This is a genomic window from Dyella mobilis, assembly GCF_016904945.1.
GTDB lineage: Bacteria > Pseudomonadota > Gammaproteobacteria > Xanthomonadales > Rhodanobacteraceae > Dyella_B > Dyella_B mobilis.
In genome coordinates this window covers 783,332-806,134 of sequence record NZ_JADIKF010000039.1, presented here as the reverse complement: position 1 = coordinate 806,134, position 22,803 = coordinate 783,332, and the positions used below count along the sequence as shown (strand labels likewise).

Here is a 22,803-nt window from a genome sequence, read left to right as displayed (position 1 = left end):
TCCCGTACTGCATACCAGCCAACTAGTCCGCTCCCTACCCAGTCAGGCCCGGCTCCCTTTGGTGCAGGATAGTTAGAGCGTAGTGAGAACACGTAGTAACCATTTGGCCCCATCTGCGCCTCTTCGCAGCGATACTCATCGTCACCATGCTTCGCGCCGAGCTGCTTGCCGATAACAGTTCTGAGGTGATCGCATGCGATCCCCGCCGGCATCGTGCCTCCCAACTTGCCACCAAAGGGTGAGGCACAGGCGGACGCCGCCGCGAACAGCAACAGAGTGCCCGAGCCTAGCCAACGGTTCTTCATGATCGCCCCTGTTTGCATCATGTCCGCTTTGGGTCGATAGCAGACCCAATCAGAGTGACGGAATACCCAGCCTACGGGAAAGCCTGAATGGCGTGCCCTTGTCAGTCAACACCAACGCCCCTCAAATCGGGGTCGAAACCCAGGTCATAGTGCAATTTCTCTTTCGAGCATTCATCGAAGCCCAGCCAAGCAGGCCCACTGGGCCAACCGAGACCGGTGGACCCAGAAAACCGAACAGACTGGCGGGAGTGTTCTCTGAAAGTGCGTTCTCGCTTGGGTTACCCCGGACTTGGTCCGGGGTAACTCAACCTACGACGGCGTTGTTTTGATCAATGATGCTTTGCTCGCTGCAGCCCCGCCAGCACCTGATCTACTTGCAAGCCATACGACTCGAACAACCTGCCCAGCATCGATCGCCTGATCTGCAGCAGCTCATCCTCTTCTTCCTGCGTTACGGCATACACAAAGTCCATGGTCAGCAGCAGCTGATCGCGCAGCAGCGTGAGTTGCTGGTGCAGTGATTCGGGCAATAGATATCCCGGCGACGCCAAGGCCGCCTTTTCTTTCTTTTTCATAGCAATGCTCCGCCAGGTACGGCACACCGCCTCCGGGGGTGTGCCGTGGTAACGATCATGCGGACCCTGGCACGTTACCTATGCAAATCACGCCGAAGCATGCCTGCACATTCGTCGAGAAAATGGATTGCCACCAGCAAGCTGCCGTAGACCATCGCGGGTAGCGGCCACAAACGTGGCGATACCGTACGATCGCTTTCCAATGCCTCACGAAAGGCATCACTGTCAGCGAGTAGGCAGGTGATGACATGCTTTACATCCGCGATGCCTGCCATCGCGGAGTGCATTTCCAGTTGCGATTCCTCGTCGTTGTCTGCCAAATCCGGCAGAGCGCCGGGAAGATGGGTGAACAGGTGGTCGGGGAGACCCGACAGGCGTGACAGTGACGTATGATCTGGCTCAGCCATATCAACTAACCTCAGTCTTAGTTGGTTGGTTAGCGGTTCGTGGGAGTTCGCAGCTCTCACGTTCCGCGCTCTTCACAGCATTGCTGCCATGGCCATCGGTGTTGCCCCGAAAGACGGCGCCGATGACGAACCGAGAGTATCAAGTCGAAAATCGGGTTTCATGTCGGCGCACGCCGCGTCGTGGTATCCCGAACTCGCCTACGCACAAAAAAGCCGGGGCAGCATGCCGCCCCGGCCGATGCGTTACATCGTGGTGATCAGTGCGCTGCGACGGGCTGTTCCAGTGCTTCGAGTTCGTCGAGCACCGATTGCGGCAACCTCAACTCGGCGGCACTCATGTTTTCGCGCAGATGCGCAACCGATGACGTACCGGGAATCAGCAGGATATTCGGCGAGCGATGCAGCAACCATGCAAGTGCTACTTGCATCGGGGTTGCACCGAGTTTGGCGGCGATATCCGACAGTGCCGTCGACTGGATCGGCGTAAAGCCGCCAAGCGGGAAGAACGGCACGTAGGCGATGCCCTGCCCGGCCAGTTCGTCGACGAGCGCGTCGTCGTCGCGATGGACCAGGTTGTAATGGTTCTGCACGCACACGATCTTGGCGATGCGCTGCGCCTCGGCAACCTGCGTGGCGGTGACGTTGCTCAAGCCGATGTGCCGTATCAGGCCTTGCTGTTGCAGTTCGGCCAGCGCCGTTACCTGCTTTTCGATGGAGCTTTCGGTCGGCGCATGGATGGCACCCATGATGCGCATGTTGACCACGTCGATCACGTCCACGCCGAGGTTGCGCAGGTTGTCGTGTATGCCGCGACGAATCGCTTCCGGCTCTGCTGCCGGCAACCACGAGCCCTCGTCACCGCGAACGGCGCCGACCTTGGTGACGATCACCAGATCCTGGGGATAAGGGTGAAGCGCTTCGCGGATCAGCTGATTGGTGACGTGCGGGCCGTAGAAGTCGCTGGTGTCGATGTGGTTGACGCCCTGCTCGATGGCCTGGCGCAGCACCGCCAGGGCGGCATCGCGATCCTTGGGCGGCCCGAATACGCCGGGGCCGGCAAGCTGCATGGCGCCGTAGCCCATGCGGTTTACGGTGCGACCGGCGAAGGGGTAGGTGCGGGAAACGGCTGACATGGGGATCTCCTGGGTGGGCGTAGGCCTACTATGCGGCAGCGGCCTTTGTTAGATAATCAGGCTTAATGTGCACAGGTTGTACAATAAACTGAACAATGGCTATGGATTTCAACGACCTCGCCGCCTTTCTGGCCGTCGCCCGCGCCGGCGGGTTTCGCGACGCCGCACGGGCCGGCGGAATTTCCGCCTCGGGCCTCAGCGCGGCCGTGGGGCGGCTCGAGGCGAAGCTGGGCGTGCGCCTGCTCCACCGCACCACACGCAGCGTGGCGCCTACCGAGGCGGGCGCCAGGTTGATCGAACGGTTGGCCCCGGCGCTGTCGGATGTGGAAGCGGCGCTGGATGTGTTGAACCGCTTTCGCGACAAACCCGCCGGAACCTTGAAGCTCAATGTGCCCGCCGGTGTCGCACGAGTGGTGTTGCCCTCCATCCTCAGCGCCTTCCTGAAAGCCTACCCGGACATCCGTGTTGAAGTGGTGGTGGAAGACAGCTTTGTCGACGTGCTTTCCGCCGGCTGCGATGCCGGCATCCGCTACGACGAACGGCTGGAGCAGGACATGATCGCGATACCGATCGGGGCTCGCCGCCAACGTTTTGCAACGGCGGCGGCACCGGGTTATCTCGCTGCACGTGGCCGGCCCGAGCATCCGAGCGAACTGCTTTCGCACGCGTGCCTGCGCGCGCAATTTGCCGGCGGCGCCCTGCCCATCTGGGAGTTCGAGCGCGATGGCGAAGTGGTGCGCGTGGACCCATCCGGCCCGCTGCTGGTGAAGCCGGCTGCGGCCATGGACCTGATCATCGGCAGTGCCATCGATGGGCTTGGCGTCATCCACTTCTACGAGGATCTGCTGCGCCCCCATCTCGATCAAGGCAGCCTGGAGGCGGTGCTGGAACCGTGGTGGCAGCACTTTTCGGGGCCGTTTCTGTATTACCCCGGGCGCCGGAATTTACCGGCACCGTTGCGGGCGTTTGTGGATCTCGTCAAAGAGGGGGCGTTATAGGGCTGGAGTATCCCTCGGCTTTTCGGTCGTCATCCCCTCCGGTGACTTCGGTGCGTTAAAGGCGCTGGATCCCCGCCTTCGCGGGGATGACGGTGACTTTGAGGGAACGCTCCAGCAAGTGTCTCTGCCCCAATAGCCATCTTGCGGAACCCTCCACGCCACGTGTACTAAGGTATTGCCAACGCAACCGGAGGTGCTGACCCACCATGATGGTGCTGCTCGCAATCGCATTCGCCCTTTTGCATGCGTGCCTGGTCTGGCTGATTCCCGGGCATGCCATCGTGACGTCCTATGCCTTTTTGATTGCCGCGCCCTTGCTTGCGCTCGTGGCGGCCATGCGCCGCGCCTATGTCACCGGCCTGGCGCTGGACCGCGGCTGGAGCCTCGCCGCTGCCAGCCTGTTGCTGTGGACGCTGGGCATGATCAGCAGTCTTCGCCAGGATCTGTTCCTGGCCAACAGCAACGAAGCGCCCGGCGAAACCATGTTGTTCTACGTGCTGTACGGGGTGCCGGTTTCCTACGCGGTGGCCACGGTCGGCGCTGCCACGGGCAGCCTCATGCAGCGCGTGGTCGATGCCGTGCTGGTGCTGGCACTGGGCTACCTGTATTTCGAACTGATGTTTTCGTGGGTGGATTTGAAGGGGGCGTCGAACGCGACATCGGCGCAGATGATCGCCTATATGTTCGACGTGGAAAACGCGTATCTGGTGCTTACCACGGTGATCCGTTTCTTGTCGGCCGATACGGTGGAACGGCGCCACTTCTTCGGCGTGCTGTTCGCTTTCATCTTTTCCTACGGCGTGGTTGCCGCGTACTACAACCATCATGTCGCCATGGATCTGGCGAAGAACATCGGCAGCACGTATGACGTGATCGTGGACGTGCCGTTCCTGCTGTTCGCCATATTGGCCATGCATGGGCCGACGCGGCTCTCGCAAACGCTCAAGCCGCCGATCGGCCTGGTTCGCTTCGTCAGCAGCGGCAGCCCGATCCTGCTGTCGCTCGCGGTGCTGGGAGTGGCGTTGCTGTTGCTTCCGCGCCATTTCGGCATCGGTGTTGCCGGCATCATCGTCGCGGTGCTGGGCTATGGCTTGCGCAGCACGCTGAGCCAGGTGCATTTGAGCGAGACCGAAGAAACGCTGCGACACGACCGCACCATGTTCGCCGAAATGGCCTTGCGCGACAGCTTGACCGGCGTACCCAACCGGCGTGCGTTTGAAGAGGCGCTGGATCGCGAATGGCGCGTAGCCGTGCGCGGGCAGCACGTCATTTCTTTGTTGCTGGTCGATATCGACATTTTCAAGCAGTACAACGACCGCTACGGACATCTTGCCGGCGATGCTTGCCTGCGCCAGGTCGCGGATGTTTTGCAGCACGCGTTGCGCCGCCCTGGCGACATGCTCGCCCGCTACGGCGGCGAGGAATTCGTGCTGATCCTGCCCAACACACCCGGCGCCGGTGCGCAGCAGGTTGCCACGCGGCTATGCAAGCGCGTGAACCAGTTGCAAATCACCCACGAAGACAGCCCTACCGGTGGCGTCACCATCAGCGTAGGCATTGCCAGCATGATCCCGCAGGAAGGCACTGCCGCCGACGACCTCATTTCCGCGGCCGACGGCGCGCTTTACACCGCCAAGCGCAACGGACGCAACCGTGCCGAACTGGCCGCGTAAGGCGAAACCGCGCTCATTCGGCGCTTAGATACACATCGCCCTGCTCGCTGAAGTGCAACACGGTACGGCGCCGTGCGCGCAACTGCTGTGCGGTGCTGATCGATGCATCGAGCGCTAACGCCATCTCACTAATGTCGATCAAGCGGTTCGCGCGGCGCTTCTGCTTGCCCGCAAAACGCAGGTGGTTGTAGAACGCCCAGCCGCCCAGCAACAGCACGGCGGTCGCCGCCATTTGCAGCACCAGACCCAGGTCGCTCGCGGTGCGGAATGAGCGATCCAGCACGAGCTTGACGTATACGTCCTGCAGGCCAAGCATCCACGCGATCAAGGTGATCAGCGGCAGCCACAGCGATACCCAGAGGCTCCAGGCCACCATGGTGACGAAGGTGAAGACGATGCGCTGCGCGGGCTGCTGGCGCTCCGGGCGGCTGATGATGGGGTCGGCTTTCATCTCACACCTCGATCTGGACTGGTCCACCGGGCGCGGGTCCCACGGCGCTTGAACATGGCCTTGGGCAAGGCGACGACGGACGTGGCGATGGTCAGCATCCAAAAGGCGATCGGATACCAGATCATCCAATAGTAATACCGGCCGACGCGCTTTTCGTAGCGGCGATCGATCAGCAAGCTGACCAGGAATTGCAGCATGCAGACCAGGCCGAGCAGCACGCCATTCCACTGCGGAAGCAGGGTTGGCACGCGCATGGCTGGCGGCAGCGGAAAGAAGCCTTGCAACAGCCACAGCAGCACCGTCGCCACCATCACGTAGGACCACGCCAGGCTGGTCACGTATTCCAGCGCAACCACCCACATGCGCCGCTGCCGCCAGTGCAACAATTTCGGCCAGTAGCGCAGCAGCACTTCGGAGCCGCCCTGGGCCCAGCGCAGGCGCTGCCGCCACAGGCCCTTGAAGGTTTCCGGCATCAGGATCCAGCACAGCGCGTTGGGTTCGAAGCGGATTTCCCAGTGGCGCATCTGCAGCCGCCAGCTCACGTCGATGTCATCGGTGACCATGTCGGTTTTCCAATAGCCGACATCGTGCAGGGCCACTTTGCGAAAAGCCGTGATCACGCCGGAGACGGTAAAAATGCGCCCGTACACGCGCTGCGCCCGCTTGATCAACCCGATGACGCAGGAGAACTCGCCCACCTGCAGCTTGCCCAGCAGCGTGGAGCGATTGCGGATACGCGGATTGCCGGTGACAGCCCCCACCCGCGCGCTGGACATCAGGTGCACCATCATCCAGTGCGTGGCGTAGCGATCGAGCAGCGCATCGCCGTCCACGCAAACCAGGTATTCGCTTTTTGCCGCCAGCGTGGCGGCGCGCAAACCCATCGCCTTGCCCTGGTTGCCGGACAGGTGCAGCACGCGCAAATTTGGGTACTCGTTCATCAGCTGATCGAGCTGCTGGCCGGTATCGTCGGTGGAGCCGTCGTTCACGGCGATGATTTCGAAATCCGGCCAGCTCTGCTCCGCCAGGTGCGCAATGGTTTCGCGCACGTGCTCGCCTTCGTTGTGGCAAGGCACGATCAGCGAGACCATCGGATAGGAAGCCAGCGCCTGCGGCTTGGCGCGCGCCGGCGCACCCCTTTCCCAGCGCAGGAAATAGATGATCGCCCCGCTCATCCACAGCAGCGACATCGCCAGCGGATAGAAAAAGGCGAATTTCAACAGCCCATGGACCGCGCCATCGATCATCGCGATGGCTCCATGGCGGCGCGTCGTGCTGGCGCCCGGCGCCTTTTCAATGTGAATTCGATAGACATGCGAACGCCTGCATCAGCCGTGCATCAGGTCAGTCGACGGAATCTCCCCCGTGCGATAACCGGTTTCCCCTGTCGGCCGGCTACCCACGCTTGCCTTAGGCAGGGTCAGGCAAGATCCAGACCAAATGTGATGCAGTTCGCATTTTTAGCGGAGTTTGTGCTGTTTTTTCGTTGAGATTTTTGCCGCAAGTGACTGAATAATCGGGTGTAACCCATCTTCCCGTGCAACAGGCGCGCAGATAGGGGCAGACCGCCCGCAAGACGGGCAACCACGCGGTTCTTTCAACTTGGAAGGTGCCCTGCCCGCCTGCGTCCTATTGCGACCTGCAACGGTCGACCGCCCTCGTCACTTGGGCTGGTAGGACGCCTTGGGGTGGTGCGGACGCATGCCGAACAGGATCAGCAACACCGCGCCGACGGTGATGCCGCAATCGGCCACGTTGAAGGTGGGGTAATACCAGTCGCGGTAATAGACCTGGATGAAGTCCGTGACCTGCGAGGCATGCAGGCGATCGATCAGGTTGCCCAGCGCACCGCCGATCACCAGGCTGAGCGGCAAGGCCGTACGCCAGTCGTTGCGCACCGTGCGCGCCAGCCAGACCACCAGCGCGGCGCAAATCACCACCGCCAGCAAGGCGAAGAACCAGCGCTGCCAGCCACCGCTCTGGGCCAGGAAACTGAAAGCGGCGCCGGTGTTGAAGGCGAGCGTCCAGTTGAGGAACCCAGGGATGACCGGATGCGGCATGCCGGCCGGCTGCAACGCGCTGACCGCCCACCATTTGGTGAGCTGGTCCAGCCCGATCGTGAGGGCGGAGACCAGCAGCCAGGGGAGTGCGTTGGGTTTGGAACTCATCATCATCCTCAGCGCGGCGCTTGCCGCCGCCGTAGGTTGGGTTAGCGCGGCGTAACCCAACGATTTTTCATCGAAGCAACGAGAGTGTGTCGGGTTACGCTGCGCTAACCCAACCTACCCGGCCAGGGTACCAACTAGAACCAGCGGCGATCTTCGCCCGGCCCTTCCACATTGGTGACGCAACGGCTGCAAAGTTCCGGATGCGCCGGGTTGCTGCCCACGTCTTCGCGGCGGTGCCAGCAACGCACGCACTTGGCGGCATCGCTCACACTGGCGGCCACGTACACTTCGGCACCTTCCAACGGCGACGCCACGGCATCGTCGGGACGGGGCTGCAGCGGCGCGAAGCTCAGCTCCGAGGTGATGAAGAAGAAACGCAGCTCATCCGCCGTCTGCGCATAGCGCTCGGTGATAGCCGGGTCGGCATGCAACACCAATTTCGCTTCCAGCGCGGCGCCGATCTTCTCGGCCTTGCGCATGTCTTCGAGCACCCGCGATGCGGTGTCGCGCATCGCCAACAGGTCGGCCCAGTAGCGGCGCTGTTCCGGCGAACCTTGGGTGTTGGCCAATCCGTCGTACCAGGTTTCGAACAGCACACTCTCGCCGTGCTCGCCCGGCACCAGCTGCCAAATTTCTTCCGCGGTGAACGACAGGATCGGCGCCAGCCAGCGCACCAGCGCCTGCAGGATGCGATACATCGCGCTCTGCGCACTGCGCCGGCCGAGGCTTTCGGTCGGCATGGTGTAGAGGCGGTCCTTGGTGATGTCCAGGTACAACGCACCCATTTCGTTGGTGCAGAAGTTCTGCACGCGCTGCACGATTTCGGGGAAGTCGTAGCGCTCGTAAGCGGCGACTACTGCCTGTTGCATTTCGTAGGCCTGGCCTACTGCCCACTGGTCGAGCAACAGGCTCTGCTCCACCGGTACCAGGTGCTTGGCCGGATCGAAACCGTCCAGATTGCCGAGCAGGAAGCGCGCGGTGTTGCGGATGCGCCGGTACATGTCCGCCACGCGCTTGAGGATTTCCTCCGACAAGGACATCTCGTAGCGGTAATCGGTGGAGGCCACCCACAGGCGCAGGATGTCTGCGCCCATACGGTTCATGATGTCCTGCGGCTCGATGCCGTTGCCGAGCGACTTGGACATCTTGCGGCCCTGCGCATCGACGGTGAAGCCGTGCGTGAGCAATTGCTTGTACGGCGGCTGGCCGTCGAGCATGGCCGCGGTAAGCAGCGAGGAATGGAACCAGCCGCGGTGCTGGTCGGAGCCTTCCAGGTACAGATCGGCCGGGAAACGCAGCACGTCGGCGTGCGAGCCGCGCAGCACGTGCCAGTGCGTGGTGCCGGAATCGAACCACACGTCCAGCGTGTCGCGGTTCTTTTCGTAGTGTTCGGCATCGGCGCCAAGCAGTTCGGCGGGTTGCAGGCTTTGCCAGGCTTCGATGCCGTGCTGCTCGACGCGATTGGCGACTTCTTCCAGCAGTTCCGGCGTGCGCGGATGCAGTTCGCCGGTTTCGCGATGCACGAAGAAGGCCATCGGCACGCCCCACTGGCGCTGGCGCGACAGCGTCCAGTCGGGACGGTCGACGATCATGTTGTGCAGGCGCTGCTTGCCCCAGGCCGGGAAGAACTGCGTGGCTTCCACGCCTTCCAGCGCGGTTTCGCGCAACGTCTTGCCGCCGTCCTTGGGTGTGATGTCCATGCCGGCGAACCACTGCGAGGTGGCGCGGTAGATGATCGGCGTCTTGTGGCGCCAGCAATGCATATAGCTGTGCGCGTATTTGTTTTGATGCAGCAGCGAACCGGCCTGCTCCAGCGTCTCGGCGATCTTCGGATTGGCCTTCCACAGGAACATGCCGCCGAACAGCGGCAGCCACGATGCGTAGACGCCGTTACCCATCACCGGATTGAGGATGTCGGCATCCTTCATGCCGTGCGCCTTGCACGACTGGAAGTCTTCCACGCCGTAGGCCGGCGCGGAGTGCACGATGCCGGTACCGGTATCGAGCGTCACGTAGTCGGCGAAGTACACTGGCGCGACACGCGCATAGCCGGGATCGACCGCATACAACGGATGACGGAACTTCAGATCGCCCAGCGCCTGGCCCGGCACCGATGCGATGATCTGCCCTTCCAGGCCGTAGGTCTTGAGGCATTCCTCGACGCGCTCGGTGGCAAGAATCAGCAGGCCCTTGGCGGTATCGACCAGGCTGTAGCTGAATTCCGGGTGCAGGTTGAGCGCCTGGTTGGAGGGAATCGTCCAGGGCGTGGTGGTCCAGATCACGATCTGGCCGCTCGGCTTGGGCAGCTTGGCAAGACCGAAAGCCTTGGCCACGGCATCGGGATCGTCGAAGGCGAAGCCGACGTCGATGGCGATGTCGGTCTTGTCTTCGTATTCCACTTCCGCTTCGGCCAGCGCAGAGCCGCAATCGAAGCACCAGTTCACCGGCTTCAGGCCGCGATAGATGTAGCCCTTGCGCAGCAGTTCGGCCAGCGCACGGATTTCGCCCGCTTCATTCTGCGGCGCCATGGTGAGGTAAGGACGATCCCATTCGCCGAGCACGCCCAGGCGCTTGAAATCTTCCTTCTGCTTGGCGATTTGCGCACTCGCGTAGGCACGCGCCTTGCTCATCACTTCTTCGGTGGGAAGATTCTTGCCGAATTGCTTTTCGATCTGGATTTCGATCGGCATGCCGTGGCAATCCCAGCCCGGCACATACGGCGCGTGGAAGCCGGCCAGCCATTTGGACTTGACCACCACATCCTTGAGGATCTTGTTGATCGCGTGGCCCAGGTGGATCGCGCCATTGGCGTAGGGCGGGCCGTCGTGCAGCACGAACATCGGCCGACCGGCTGTCTTGGCCTGGATCTGGTGGTAACGCCCGATCTTTTCCCATTCGGCCAGCCAGCCCGGCTCGCGCTTGGGCAGGTCGCCACGCATCGGGAAGCTGGTTTGCGGAAGGTTGATGGTGTTCTTGTAGTCCTGGGTCATCGCTCGGTAGCCGTGTCTACGGGGGGACCGCTTCGATGCCTGGAGGGGAACCGAAGCCTCGTGCTATTGCTCGCCGCGCGCGAGCGGCAAGCGCACGCGCTTCGGCGGGTGCTTCAAATAATAATGATCGCCACGACCGCGTTTGCGGGCGTGATCTGGAGGGTGGACATGGACTGTTGCAGGATCATGGCCTTACTCGCCGATCAGTACCGGGTTCATGCCCAGGATTTCCCGGGCCGAATGCGCATCATGACTCATTTGGGCCTTTAATGCGTCCAATCCGTCGAATTTCATCTCGTCGCGCAGCTTGGCCACGAACTCCACCGCCATGCGCTGGCCGTAGAGATCGCCCTCGAAATCGAACAGATGCACTTCCAGCAGGGGTTCGGCGACCTCGTTGACGGTCGGCCGCGTGCCAAGGCTGGCCACGCCGGGCCAGCTGCAGGCGCCCTCGCCCAGCCCCACCCGCACGGCGAAGATGCCGTGGACTGGGGTGGCGCGATCGCGCAGATGGATATTGGCGGTGGGGAACCCCAGGGTACGGCCCAGTTGCTTGCCGTATTCCACCTTGCCCTCGATCACGAACGGACGTCCCAGCAGCGAGGCGGCCGCACCGAAATTGCCGGCGCCCAGCAGCGCCCGCACCCGGCTGGCCGAGACACGCTCGCCATCCAGCAGCACCGCGGGCATGGTGTGGGCGACGAATCCACGTTCGGCACCGATGCGCTCCAGCATGGCCACGTCGCCTGCGCGCTTGTGGCCGAAGCGGAAATCCGCCCCCACCCACACTTCGCGCACATTGAGCCGCTCGATCAGCACCCGCTGCACGAAATCCTCGGCCGACATGGCGGTGAGCGCCCGGTTGAAGCGCATCAGCAAGGTGCGCTCCATGCCTGCCGCGGCAAAGCCGAGCAGTTTCTCGCGCACGCTGGACAGGCGCGGTACCGGGTCCTTCGAAAAGAAGGCCCTGGGCAGCGGCTCGAAACTCACCACGATCGGCTTGCAGCCGAGCGCTTGCGCTCTTTCGCGCACTTCGTTCAACAAGGCTTGGTGGCCGCGATGCAGGCCGTCGAAGGCACCTACCGCAAGCACACTGCCGCGGGGGGCCAAGCACGGCCCCGCAACGTCCCGGGACAGTTTCATCATGGCGCAAGTATAGCGGTCAGTCGTGGTGCAATTCGCGTAGACGAAAGCCCGTTGCGAAAAGTATGAAGACATACGTCGCACCACCGGCACCCACCAGCACGGCCAGGCGCCACACCCGGCCGAACACGGCGATCTGCGTCCAGTCGGGCCAATACCAGCGCCCCACCAGCAGCACCGCGATCATCGCCGCACACGCCAGGCCCAGGCGGACCAGATGACGCATCCAGCCGGGCTGGCGCTGATAGATATCGGCCTTGCGCAACGCACGCCACAACAGCAACAGGTTGACGTAGCTGGCCACCGCACTGGCCATGCCCAGCGCGAGGTGCAGACCGGGCACTTTGGACAAGCCGTCGAATAAAGCACCGGCCTTCACGGCCGGTGGCGCCCACGCGTCGTACAGCAGCAACAGGAAAACCGCATTGAGCAACATATTGGTCAGCAGCGCAGCCACCCCTGCATGCACCGGCGAGCGAGTGTCTTTGCGCGAATAAAACGCGGGCAGCAACACTTTCACCATCGCATAGGCCGGCACGCCGAAACTCAACGCAGTCACCGACAGCGTTGCCATGCGCGTATCGAACGGCCGGAACTGGCCGTTCTGGAACAGCGTGGCCACCAGCGGCTGCGCCAGCAGCATGAGCCCGAACATCGCCGGCACGGCAATCAGCAAGGTGGTGCGCAACCCCCAGTCCAGCGCTTTGGAAAACCCCTCGTGATCGGTGGCAACGTGATGGCGCGAGAGCGACGGCAGGATCACCGTGCCCAGCGCCACGCCGAATACGCCCAAGGGCAATTCCAGGAAGCGGTCGGCCTGCGACAGCCACGTCTGCGAACCGGAAATCAGCAGCGAGGCAATGACCGTATCGAACAGCAGATTGATCTGCGAGACCGAGGAGCCGAACAAGGTTGGCAGCATCTGACTCATGATCCGGCGCACCTGCGGATGGTGCCAGCCCCAGCGTGGACGCACGAGCAAATCCAGTTTGCGCAGCGCCGGCAATTGAAACAGCACTTGCAAGATGCCGGCGGCAAACACCGCCCAACCCAGCGCGAGGATCGGTGTTTGCAGATGGCGCGACAACCACCACGCGCCCGCGATCATGCACAGATTGAGGATGACCGGCGTCAGTGCCGGCAAGCCGAATCGATGAAAACTGTTGAGCGCGCCGCCGGAAAGCGCCGTGAGCGATACGAACAGCAGAAACGGAAAAGTGAGCCGCAACAATTCCACGGTCAAGCCGAACTTGTGCGGCTCGTCCACGGCACCGGGCGAGAACACCGTTGCCACCTGCGGTGCAAACAGCACGCACAACGCCGTCACCACCAGCAACACACCGCCCAGGGTGCCCGACACGCGCGACATCAGCTCCTTCAGTTCCGCATGGGTGCCCTTCTCCTTCACCTCGGTAAACACCGGCACGAAGGCGGTGGAAAACGAGCCCTCCGCAAACATGCGGCGCATGAAGTTGGGAATGCGGAATGCCACCCAGAACGCATCGGTAGCGACATTGGCGCCGAACACGTGGCTGATCGAAATGTCCCGCAACAGGCCGAGCACGCGCGACACCATGGTCATGCTGCTGAACGACAGCAGCCCGCGTAACATGCTGGGTGGCTTCATCGTCGGGGTGGTGTCCTGGATCGAAACGGGGCGTAGTTTGACAGCCATCCGTGGCTGGGAAACAGCATTCCAGCGACGATTCGCGGGCAAAAAGCCAGCCACGGCCCGCTAAACACCGGTAGAATAGGCGGCTCGGGTGGCCGGCAAGCTTCCAACCACTTGACTCATCGACAAATTACCGTCACAATTGCCGCCTTTTTCCAACCCCAGTATTTCATTCCGGAGTTCTACCTTGGCTAACATCAAGTCCGCGAAGAAGCGTGCGCGCCAGTCCGAGCAGCGCCGCCTGCGCAACGTCAGCGCCCGTTCCATGGTGCGCAGCGCCCTCCGCAAGGTCGTCAAGGCCATCGAAGCTAAGGACAAGGCTGGCGCCGTGGCCGCTTTCGAAGCCGCCCAGCCGGTGGTCGACCGCTACGCCTCCCGTGGCCTGATCCACAAGAACAAGGCCGCCCGTCACAAGAGCCGCCTGAACGCGAAGATTCGCGAGCTGGCGTAAGCCAGAGGCTTTTTGTAGAGGGTTGGCGTTAAAAGCCGGCGGAAACGCCGGCTTTTTCGTGCTTGATTTCCACCGCCCCCAAGTGGAGCGGCGGCCGGCGGAAACGCCGGCTTTTTCGTGCCTGCCTTTTGCTCCTCCCCCTGCCCAAGCAGGGGGAGGCCGGGAGGGGGTCGTTCGAGCTTGCGACACATCTCAGGTGAAGCGCGTCCTCAAGCATCTACCCCACCCCAACCCTCCCCTACTTCGTCCCACGGGACTAGCTTCGTGTCGCAGGGGAGGAAGCCAATGAGGCAAGCGCCGCCTTCATCGCCCGCACCTCCGCCACGCTGGTCCGCTCGGTATCCGGCGACAGATCCAGCAGCGACGGGTTCAAATAGCGCATGGCGGAGCGGTGCCCCACCTTGGCCGAACCGTGGAATTCGTGCACCCCGCTCAGCCTGGACAGCTCGGCCAGGTTCTGCGAGCGCACGCCGGCGCCGGCCATGACCGTGATGCGCCCCGCAGCCTGCTCCACCAGGCCGGCAATCGCCTTGGCGCCGGCCAGGGCATTGGCGCACCCGCCGGAGGTGAGCACGCGCTCGCAGCCCAGCCCGATTACAGACTCCAGGGAGCTGCGCAAATCGGCACTGGCGTCGATCGCGCGATGAAAGGTCACACCCAGCTTGCCGGCCGCCACCACCAGCTCGCGGCAACGCGGATCGACCACCCCATCGGCATCCAGGGCGCCGATCACCACGCCATCGAAACCAAGGCGCGCGCAGGTCTCGACATCGCGCAGCATGATCTCGAATTCATCGTCGTCGTAGAGAAAATCGCCGCCGCGCGGACGCACCAGTACATACACCGGAATGTGCACGCGATCGCGCACCACGGTCAGCATGCCGCACGACGGCGTAATGCCTCCCTCGACGAGGCTGCTGCACAGCTCGACGCGATCGGCGCCGCCCTCTTGCGCAGCGAGCGCGGAAGCCAGCGAACCGGCGGCGATTTCCAGCAAAGCTTGTTTCGGCATCAGGTATAGGTGGTCTGGTAGACGCTGGGCGAAGCCAGCAGGCGATCTTGTTGATGCACGTCGCACACGGCGTAGGTAAAGCCTTTCTGGATCGCAAAGGCACCGCATTCGCCGTCGCGGCGCAAGGCGAGAAAGCCGACCTGCATTTCCTTGGTCGCTTCGGGGCGTTTCTTGATGATGCGCCGCACGGCTTCCTCGCAGGCTTCCTGCGGATTGCGCCCCTGGCGCATCAGCTCCACCACCAGGAAGCTGCCGGCGTTGCGAATCACTTCTTCGCCCACGCCGGTTGACGTGGCGGCGCCTACTTCGTTGTCGACGTAGAGACCGGCGCCGATGATCGGGCTGTCGCCCACGCGGCCGTGCAGTTTCCACGCCATGCCGCTGGTGGTGCAGGCGCCAGCAAGATGGCCGTTCGCATCCACGGCCAGCATGCCGATGGTGTCGTGATTGTTCTTGCCGCCCGGCATGCCGAGGTTTTGCGTGCTGCGGTGGTAATCGATGTTCTCGCTATTGGCGACCGGCGTGTACTTGGCCTTCTTCAGCCATTCGTGCCACGCCTTTGCCGATTCCGGCGTCAACAGGTCTTCCTTGGTGAAGCCTTCCTGCAAGGCAAATTCCAGCGCGCCGTCGCCGACCAGCAGCACGTGCGGCGTGTCTTCCATCACCTTGCGCGCCACCTTGATCGGATGCGCGATGTGTTCGAGTGCGGCGACGGCACCGCAACGGCCGTCGCCGTCCATGATGCTGGCATCCAGCGTGACCTTGCCGTCGCGGTCGGGGTAACCCGCGCGGCCGACGCTGTGATTGTGCAAGTCCGCTTCCGGTATCAACACGCCGGTTTCCACTGCATCCAGCGGCTTGCCGCCCTTGCCCAGCACCGTCCATGCGGCCTGGTTCGCCGGCACGCCGAAATCCCAGGTGGAGACCACTCGCGCTCCCACGCCGCCCGGTACCGAACCGGACACCGAAAGGGCGGCTCGCGACAAGCGCGGCAGCGCCAGTGCGGACGTTGCCAGCAATGAGGTTTTCAGGAAGTCGCGGCGGTTGCTCATCGGTGCTCTCTCGGTGACGGTGACAATCCAAACGGCATCTGCCGAACGCTCCATGCCGTTCGGGCTATCGTCTTATGCCACAGGTCGCGCGCGCGATGGGTCAAACCACGGCTTCCGCTTCGCGTGCGCGCTCCGGCAATGCCAACCGCCGCTCGGCCTGATCGTATTCGATCAGCAACACGCCCGAATCGTGACGGCCGGTGATGTCGACGAAGCAGGCACCACCGATAAACGGCTCCAGCGTCATCACCGATTTGAGCGGCGTGGCCACCACCATCTGGAAACCGAAGTTCTCGAAGATGTTCATGGCCAGCGCAGTGAATTCGTTGTCGGCCTTGTCGAAGGCTTCGTCGAGCACCACCGGCGCATAGCGCGGCAAATGGCCGTCGTCGCCGCCGAGCTGGTAGCGCAGTGCTGCGGCCAGGCAGGTGGTGGCAAGCTTCTGCCGCTGGCCACCGGACTTGCCCGCGCCGCTGCGGTAGACCTCTACCTGGCGACGGGTATCGGCCTCCACTTCCACGCCCACGAACTCGACGTGTTGGCGCACGTCCAGCACCAGCTCGCGCCAGCGCTTGTGCTCCGGATCATCGGCGGCGAGCTTGGCTACCAGTTGCCGCAGGACGCTGTATTGATTCTCGGCCAGCGCGCGGTCTTCGGTCTGGTTATGCGAAAGCACGTCGCGCAATTGCTGCTGGAATTCGCGTACTTCGGCCAGGCCGCGATCGGTCAGCTCGATCTGCAGCAAGGTGCCGCGGTTGAACGGCACACGCTCCAGGCTTTCGTTGACCTCTTCCATGCGCTGGGTGATCGACTTGCGCGCCTCGACCACGTGCTTTTGCAGCACCAGCAGATTCTGTTTGCTCTGGCTTTGCAGCAGCTCGAAGAAGCGCGCCTCGTGCTTGGGCAGTCCATCCAGTTCCAGGCGACGCAGGCGGGCCAGGAAGCCTTCGGCCGAATCGAGATTGGGTGTGAAGTCGCCGCTATCCTGTGGCCAGCGACGGCAGAAACTGCGGAAGCACTCCTCGGTCTGCTGCACCAGGCGGTTGTCTTCGTCGACCTGGCCGTTCAGCGCCTCGTGGAGACCGCGTTCCAAGGTACGGAACTGGTCGGCGAGATTGTCCAGCGAGAGCGGCGGATGCGCCGGCAGTCGTTCGGGCAGGCCGCGCGCCTGCAAGGGTGTAAGCGCGGCTTGCGAGGCTTTCTGCTCGCAGGTGTCGCGCTTCTCGTTGAGGCCGTTGCGTTCGCGCTGCAAGGCGTTACGTTCCCCGGCCGTATCTTCGAACGCATTTTGCGCACGGCGGCGCAGTTCCCGCTCGGTATCCAGGCGCTGCGCGATCTCCTGCAGCGTGGCATCGCCTTCGCGCAGTTGCTTCAGCTGTGCCTCGATGTCACCCAGGCGCTGCAGCTTGGGCGCCACGTCGATCTCTTCCCACTCTGCACCGGCCAGCGCACCGGCCAGCACGCGACGGTCGCCTTCGCGCGCGTTGTCCTCACGCAGCGCCTTCAAGCCTTCATCCGATTTGGCGATGGCTTGCGCCCACTGCTGTCCTTCTTTCTCGTAAACGGAAAGCTTGTCGCGGTTGTCGAAGCCGAGCACCCAGTGGCGGCGGTCGTCGACGGCGCGGCGGTCGTCTTTCTCATAGCGGTCGCCCGGATGTTTCACCTGGCCTTCGCGGGTGATCGCCCGGTCCGCATTTTTCAGCGCTGCAGCAGAATCCACGCAGCTATAGTCGAAGCGACGCGACAGCTCCGCCGACAGCCAGTCGCGGTGCGCGTGGTCGCGCAGCTCCAGCTTGTGCAGCATCGACTTGCCGTCCAGCTTGCGGCTGTTCAATACCTCGCCGCGCCCCACCCGGTAGTACACCAGCTTGCCACCAAGATGGGTCTTGTTGACCCAGCCCGACACTTCGCCGTAGTGCTTCTCGTCCACCACCAGACCGAGCGCAAAACCGTGCAGCACGCGCTCGATGGCACCGCGCCAGGCGGCGTGCTCGGATTTGACTTGCATCAGCTCGCCGACAAAGGGCAGCGCGTTCTCGGACAGGCCCAGTTCCTGGCACAACCGGGCACGCATCGCCTGGGTTGGTGCAGGAATATTGGAAGGGTTGCGGTTCAGCGCTTCGATTTCCGAACGCACTTCCGTGAAGCGCTGCGCAGCCTGGTCGCGCTCGCGCTTGAGCGTATCCATGCGCTCTTCCAGCGCCACCGCGCGGCTACGTGCGCCATCAATCAGCTCGCGCGCCTGTCCGGCCAGTTCGGCAAAGCCATGCGCGGTGCCTGGAATGGTCCAGCCCAGTTCGCGACAGGTCTGCTCGACCTTGTTGCGGCGACGCAGCTTTTCGTCGCGCTCGCGAATAACCTGTTCCAGTTCGCGCTCGAGCTGGTCGATCGCATCGCCGCCCTGCTCGCGCCGCTGCCGTTCCAGATCGGCCAGCTTCTGATCGTGGTTTTCCAGCGACTGGCGGCGCTGCGCCAGCTCGCCGGCCAGGGCCTGATCCTGTACCTGTATGTCGGCGAGGCGCGCATCCAGCAAGACCAGGCGGCGCTGCTCGCGATAAAGGTCGATGCCTTGCTGCAGCTCTTTCAACTCGCTGGTGGCGCGACGCAACTGTTGCAGCGATTCGTGCGAGCTGCGCGCCGGCACCAGCGTATCCACCTGCTCGCGCGCGATCACCACGGATTTGTGCGCGGCATCCAGCTCGCCGAAATCCGTCACCAGGCGATCGGCGGCACCAAAGGTTTCCGGCTCGTCGAGCATGAAGCCGCGCAGGAACTGATTCAGATCGCCGAGATTCTTGGCCGACTGCGTCTTGTGCAGCAGCTTCAAGGCCATCTCGTTCTCGATGCCCAGCAGGCGACGGAAGCGTTCGGCGTAGGCGGCGAAGGTCTCGAAGTGATGCACGTCCTCGCCCAGGCGCGTCTTCAGGCGGCGGCGATCCAGGTCGAAACCTTGCAGATCCTTGGCCACGTCGAAGGAACGCTCGGTCACCATGTAGTGCTTCTGCACGTCCGCGGCGGCCGAGCTGTTGCCGCTGATCCAGAACATGCGGATCAGGCTGACCGTGGCGCCGAGGTTGTTGCGGTATTCGAGCACCAGCGCCGACCAGGTGGCGCCTTTGCGCAGGTACTGCGTGGCGATTTCGCCTGAACTGCTGTCCTGTTGATCGGCCCACGCGCCACGCACATACGAAGCCAGGCTGCGATCGCGCCCGCTACGTTCGGCCTCGCGCGCTGCCGCGTTGAAGTCGACCAGGTTGGGCGGCACCAGCAGGGCCGACATCGCATCCAGCAGCGTGGATTTGCCCGAACCGGAGCGGCCTACGAACAGGAATCCCTTTTCGGCGATCGGCACGTCGACCAGGCCGGTAAAGGTGCCCCAATTGAACACCTGCAGGCGGCGCATGCGAAATTGTTCGTCGCGCGGATCGGGCAGATCGGAAAGAAACAGCGATGGCACCACCGGCTTCGGGGCCCGCACCGCCTTGGCGCGCGTCTTTCGCGGCGCGCTCTTCTCATTCGCCATCCGGCTTCTCCTCACCCTCGTCCGCTTCGCGCAATTCGCGATAAGCCTGCGCCAGCGCCTGCACGTCTTCTGCCGAGAACAGCAGTTTCAGCGCTGGCGACACTTCGTAGCGCTCGTCGCTGCCGCGCAGCTTGTCCAGTATGTGGTTGTCTTTCATCTTGGTGATGGCACCAGCCACGCGCTTGGCAAAACCGGCACGGTCGGTGGATACGCTTTTTTCGTAGACCGACAGCGCATCGACCAGGGTGGCCTCTTCCACCACGGCGCGATGGCCGCGGGCTTCAGCTTCGGCCAGTTGCTGGCGCAAATACAGCAGCAGTACCGAATCGATAAAGGTGAGCGGCGAGGTGCGCAGCAGCACCGGCGTTTCCAGTTCGCCGGTGTCGAATTGCCGGGTAAAGGCCACGCCGCCGTCGCGGTCGATGACCAGTTCCAGGAACAGCTCGCACAAGCGCGCGCGAATGGCCGCTTCCTGGCGCAACAGCGCCGTCCAGAGCTGGCTGTGGCGGCCGGCATCCAGGCTTGGCCCGGCCAGCAGCATGCACAGCGCGCGGCGCGCATCGAGCGGCAGGCTGCCGGTGTCGCCGTCGAACAGCGCGGCGCCCTTGGGCTTTTCCGCCACGGGTTCGGCAAGAACGATATCGTCCTCAAGCAAATTCATGGCGCTTCTCTTTCAGGAACCAAACGAGAGGAATGCGGGCGTGACGCTCACTGCCGTCCTTGCCCTGCCAGGTAATGGCTTCGTGCTCGCCATCGGCCACCACGCCATGCCGCGTGGCCAGCGACAGGTAACCGATGATGCTGCCCAAGCCTTGTTCGGCCGGGCGCCGGGCGAGCACGCCGGCGATGGAGAGCTGCTCGTGCGTGGCCAGCAGCTCGTGCAGGTCGCGGCGCAAGCCGCGGTAGTTGATTTCCGACTGCGCCACCAGGTCGCCGACGCTGTCGAGCGAAATGGCCGCCCCTTCGCTGCGTGCGATGCTGCCGTCGACGCGTGCGTGGCGGGGATCGTGCAAACGCCACTGCGCAAGCGAACGCAGGCGACTGGTCGTCAGTTGCAGGGTATAAGGCGTGCGCTGGCGCGCCTGTACCGAATCGCGCAATTGAAGTGCCTCGGCCTGCGCCTGCTTGAGCAACTGGTTGAGGCGCCGCTGCTCCAGATAGCCGCGGCTTTGCACGAAGCCGCGCAAGCTGCGGGCGAAGTTCTGCATGACGTCGTGGACGTGACTACCGCGCTCCAGCATCACGCCGGTAAGCCCGCGCAGGAACTGCCGCTCGTGACGTTGCAGTTTGCGTGCGAAGTTGCGCGACAGCACCATTTCCAGCGCTGCGTCCAGCTGCGCGCTTTGCTCGGCGTCGTTGAGCAGGCTCCAGAACGCATTGAAGCTGCGCCCGGCTTCGCTGTCGCCGATCAGGTCCACGCCCTCGAACAGGCGGTCGAGGATGTCGCCACGCTCGCCTTCGTCGTCGATGATGCGTTCGCGGAATTCGCGGTTGAGCTGCTCGAAGTCGTCGCGTACGCGGCGGAAATCTTCGGTGAGGTCGTCGGCGAGCTGGATGATCTCGCGGGTGCGCTCCACTGCCCGCTTGCCGTCGATGGCCGCTACTTTGCCGGAACTCGCGCGGGCGATTTCCGCGTCCAGGCGATCGCGTTCCGCGTAGAGCGCGTCGAGGCGTGCGGTCGGGTCCGTTTCGGTCTGCTCGGCCAATTGCACGAGCTGCTGGATGACCAGCGACAGGCGGCTCTCGGTGGCCGTGCTGCGCGACGCTTCCAGGCCCGCGATGAAGCGGACGGCCTGGGTCGCCTGGGCGGAGAGTTCGTATTCCTCTTCGCTGGCGCCTTCGGGCAGGCGCCGTTCCAGGTAACCCTGCGACAGCCAATGCGCGACATAGGCCTGGGCCGTGCGCGGCAATTCGCGCGGCAGGTCGGAGGCATTGATCGCATCCAGATGATGCTGCAGACGCTCGTGCAGGATCGAACCCGGCAGGCGACGTTCGCCATCCAGCAACAGGGTCTGCAGCAATCCGACGAGTTCGGGAGCGTGGTCGGCGGCGAGCAGCCGCCACAAGGGCTGATCACGCAGGCGCCGATAGCCTGCGATACGTGCTTGCAACTTCATGCCTTGCGTGATCCCTCCCGGATGGATTATTCGCCCTCGTCGCGCGCGGCTTCGCCACGCAGGCGCACGTCGCCCGGCAGCATGTCGGTACGGCCCTCGCGTGCCTGGCGCTGCGCTTCGAAGAAGCGCTGCACCTGCTGGCACACCGACAAGGTATTTTCGCGCGCGATGGCCGAAACCAGGAACCAGGGCTGGGTCCAGCCGAGGCGCTTGACGATGTCTTCGGCGACCGCCTGGCGTTCGTCTTCAGGCAGTACGTCTTCCTTGTTCAATACCAGCCAGCGCGGACGCTGCATCAGCTCGGGATCGAACTTTTCCAGCTCGTGCTCGATGGCGTGCACCTGCTCGACGACGTCGGAACCGTCGATCGGCGCGATATCGACCAGATGCAGCAGCAGGCGCGTGCGCGTCAGGTGGCGCAGGAACTGGATACCCAGGCCCGCACCTTCCGCAGCGCCTTCGATCAGGCCGGGAATATCGGCGATCACGAAACTCTGGTCTGTGCCGAGGCTGACCACGCCCAGGTTGGGGTGCAACGTGGTGAAGGGGTAGTCAGCCACGCGCGGCGTAGCCGCCGACACCGCACGGATAAAGGTCGACTTGCCGGCGTTCGGGAAGCCCAGCAGACCGACGTCGGCGAGCAGTTTCAGCTCCAGCTTCAGCTCGCGCATTTCGCCGGGGGTACCCGGCGTGGATTTGCGCGGCGCGCGGTTCACCGACGTCTTGAAATGGATATTGCCCAGGCCACCCTTGCCGCCCTGCGCCACCAGCAGGCGCTGGCCGTGCGTGGTGAGGTCGCCGATGGTTTCGTCGGTGTCGACGTTGGTGACGACCGTACCGACCGGCACGCGGATGGTGTTGTCGTCACCGCCCTTGCCGTACATGTCGCTGCCCATGCCGTTCTGGCCGCGCTGAGCCTTGAAGCTGCGCTGGTGCCGGAAGTCGATCAGGGTGTTGAGGCCCTCGTCGGCGATCAGCCAGACCGAGCCACCCGTACCGCCGTCGCCGCCATCGGGGCCGCCGAACGGGATGAATTTTTCCCGGCGGAAACTGATGCAGCCATTGCCGCCGTCTCCCGCCTGGACTTTGATGATTGCTTCGTCGACGAATTTCATGATTGGGGAACGGGGAAC

At 63.4% G+C, this 22,803-nt stretch carries 17 protein-coding genes and 1 pseudogene; 3 read left to right on the top strand and 15 right to left on the bottom strand.

Translation table 11 applies throughout. The features are described from left to right. Nucleotides 1-634 precede the first annotated feature (634 nt). The 3 genes from ISS99_RS14670 to ISS99_RS14660 all read right to left on the bottom strand — a co-directional run bounded on the left by ISS99_RS14670 (nt 635) and on the right by ISS99_RS14660 (nt 2,420). Nucleotides 635-880, bottom strand: coding sequence for an XAC0095 family protein (locus ISS99_RS14670; protein WP_204632334.1), 246 nt, complete (start codon nt 878-880; stop codon nt 635-637). 74 nt (nt 881-954) lie between these two features. Continuing rightward, the gene (locus ISS99_RS14665) at nt 955-1,287 is read right to left on the bottom strand and encodes a hypothetical protein (protein WP_204632333.1); all 333 of its coding nucleotides are present in this window, start codon (nt 1,285-1,287) and stop codon (nt 955-957) included. 257 nt (nt 1,288-1,544) lie between these two features. Next, nucleotides 1,545-2,420, bottom strand: coding sequence for an aldo/keto reductase family oxidoreductase (locus ISS99_RS14660; protein ID WP_204632332.1), 876 nt, complete (start codon nt 2,418-2,420; stop codon nt 1,545-1,547). A gap of 95 nt (nt 2,421-2,515) precedes the next feature. On the opposite strand from ISS99_RS14660, the gene ISS99_RS14655 reads away from it, so the two are divergent. Continuing rightward, nucleotides 2,516-3,418, top strand: a complete 903-nt coding sequence (locus ISS99_RS14655; protein WP_204632331.1) for a LysR family transcriptional regulator — start codon at nt 2,516-2,518, stop codon at nt 3,416-3,418. 206 nt (nt 3,419-3,624) lie between these two features. Further along, complete coding sequence (locus ISS99_RS14650) at nt 3,625-5,091, top strand: GGDEF domain-containing protein (RefSeq protein WP_204632330.1); 1,467 nt, start codon at nt 3,625-3,627, stop codon at nt 5,089-5,091. Nucleotides 5,092-5,104: 13 nt separating this feature from the next. Here ISS99_RS14650 and pgaD read toward each other — a convergent pair whose 3' ends face one another. From pgaD to murJ, 6 genes are all read right to left on the bottom strand, one after another. Further along, a complete protein-coding gene (pgaD, locus tag ISS99_RS14645) occupies nt 5,105-5,542 on the bottom strand; it encodes a poly-beta-1,6-N-acetyl-D-glucosamine biosynthesis protein PgaD (protein ID WP_204632329.1) in 438 nt (145 codons plus the stop codon). Then, a complete protein-coding gene (pgaC, locus tag ISS99_RS14640; protein WP_204632328.1) occupies nt 5,539-6,789 on the bottom strand; it encodes a poly-beta-1,6-N-acetyl-D-glucosamine synthase in 1,251 nt (416 codons plus the stop codon). Before pgaC ends, pgaD begins: the two co-directional genes overlap by 4 nt. A gap of 414 nt (nt 6,790-7,203) precedes the next feature. Beyond that, nucleotides 7,204-7,710 carry a signal peptidase II gene (gene lspA / locus ISS99_RS14635; RefSeq protein ID WP_204632327.1) on the bottom strand — a complete coding sequence of 169 codons (507 nt, stop codon included), beginning with the start codon at nt 7,708-7,710 and terminating at the stop codon, nt 7,204-7,206. 134 nt (nt 7,711-7,844) lie between these two features. Further along, entirely contained in the window at nt 7,845-10,700 is a 2,856-nt protein-coding gene (gene ileS / locus ISS99_RS14630) for an isoleucine--tRNA ligase (protein ID WP_204632326.1), read from the bottom strand. Between the two features lie 192 nt (nt 10,701-10,892). Beyond that, nucleotides 10,893-11,846 carry a bifunctional riboflavin kinase/FAD synthetase gene (locus tag ISS99_RS14625; RefSeq protein WP_204632325.1) on the bottom strand — a complete coding sequence of 318 codons (954 nt, stop codon included), beginning with the start codon at nt 11,844-11,846 and terminating at the stop codon, nt 10,893-10,895. Nucleotides 11,847-11,862: 16 nt separating this feature from the next. Beyond that, nucleotides 11,863-13,455 (bottom strand): murein biosynthesis integral membrane protein MurJ, encoded by a 1,593-nt coding sequence (murJ, locus tag ISS99_RS14620; protein ID WP_204632687.1) that lies wholly within the window; start codon nt 13,453-13,455, stop codon nt 11,863-11,865. A 247-nt stretch (nt 13,456-13,702) separates the two neighbouring features. Here murJ and rpsT point away from each other — a divergent pair, with 247 nt between their 5' ends. After that, nucleotides 13,703-13,966, top strand: coding sequence for a 30S ribosomal protein S20 (rpsT, locus tag ISS99_RS14615; protein ID WP_204632324.1), 264 nt, complete (start codon nt 13,703-13,705; stop codon nt 13,964-13,966). A gap of 256 nt (nt 13,967-14,222) precedes the next feature. On the opposite strand, the gene ISS99_RS14610 is transcribed toward rpsT, so the two are convergent. From ISS99_RS14610 to cgtA, 6 genes and pseudogenes are all read right to left on the bottom strand, one after another. After that, entirely contained in the window at nt 14,223-14,978 is a 756-nt protein-coding gene (locus ISS99_RS14610) for a copper homeostasis protein CutC (protein WP_204632323.1), read from the bottom strand. Beyond that, complete coding sequence (locus ISS99_RS14605) at nt 14,978-16,030, bottom strand: glycosylasparaginase (RefSeq protein ID WP_204632322.1); 1,053 nt, start codon at nt 16,028-16,030, stop codon at nt 14,978-14,980. The genes ISS99_RS14610 and ISS99_RS14605 overlap by 1 nt, the downstream gene beginning before the upstream one ends. A gap of 103 nt (nt 16,031-16,133) precedes the next feature. After that, nucleotides 16,134-19,553: pseudogene (locus tag ISS99_RS14600) on the bottom strand (ATP-binding protein); the annotation flags it as partial. Beyond that, entirely contained in the window at nt 19,543-20,214 is a 672-nt protein-coding gene (locus ISS99_RS14595) for a DUF4194 domain-containing protein (protein WP_204632320.1), read from the bottom strand. The pseudogene ISS99_RS14600 and the gene ISS99_RS14595, both read right to left, overlap by 11 nt. Next, nucleotides 20,201-21,670 (bottom strand): DUF3375 domain-containing protein, encoded by a 1,470-nt coding sequence (locus ISS99_RS14590; protein ID WP_204632319.1) that lies wholly within the window; start codon nt 21,668-21,670, stop codon nt 20,201-20,203. The genes ISS99_RS14595 and ISS99_RS14590 overlap by 14 nt, the downstream gene beginning before the upstream one ends. A gap of 26 nt (nt 21,671-21,696) precedes the next feature. Continuing rightward, the gene (cgtA, locus tag ISS99_RS14585; RefSeq protein WP_204632318.1) at nt 21,697-22,785 is read right to left on the bottom strand and encodes an Obg family GTPase CgtA; all 1,089 of its coding nucleotides are present in this window, start codon (nt 22,783-22,785) and stop codon (nt 21,697-21,699) included. Nucleotides 22,786-22,803 lie beyond the last annotated feature (18 nt).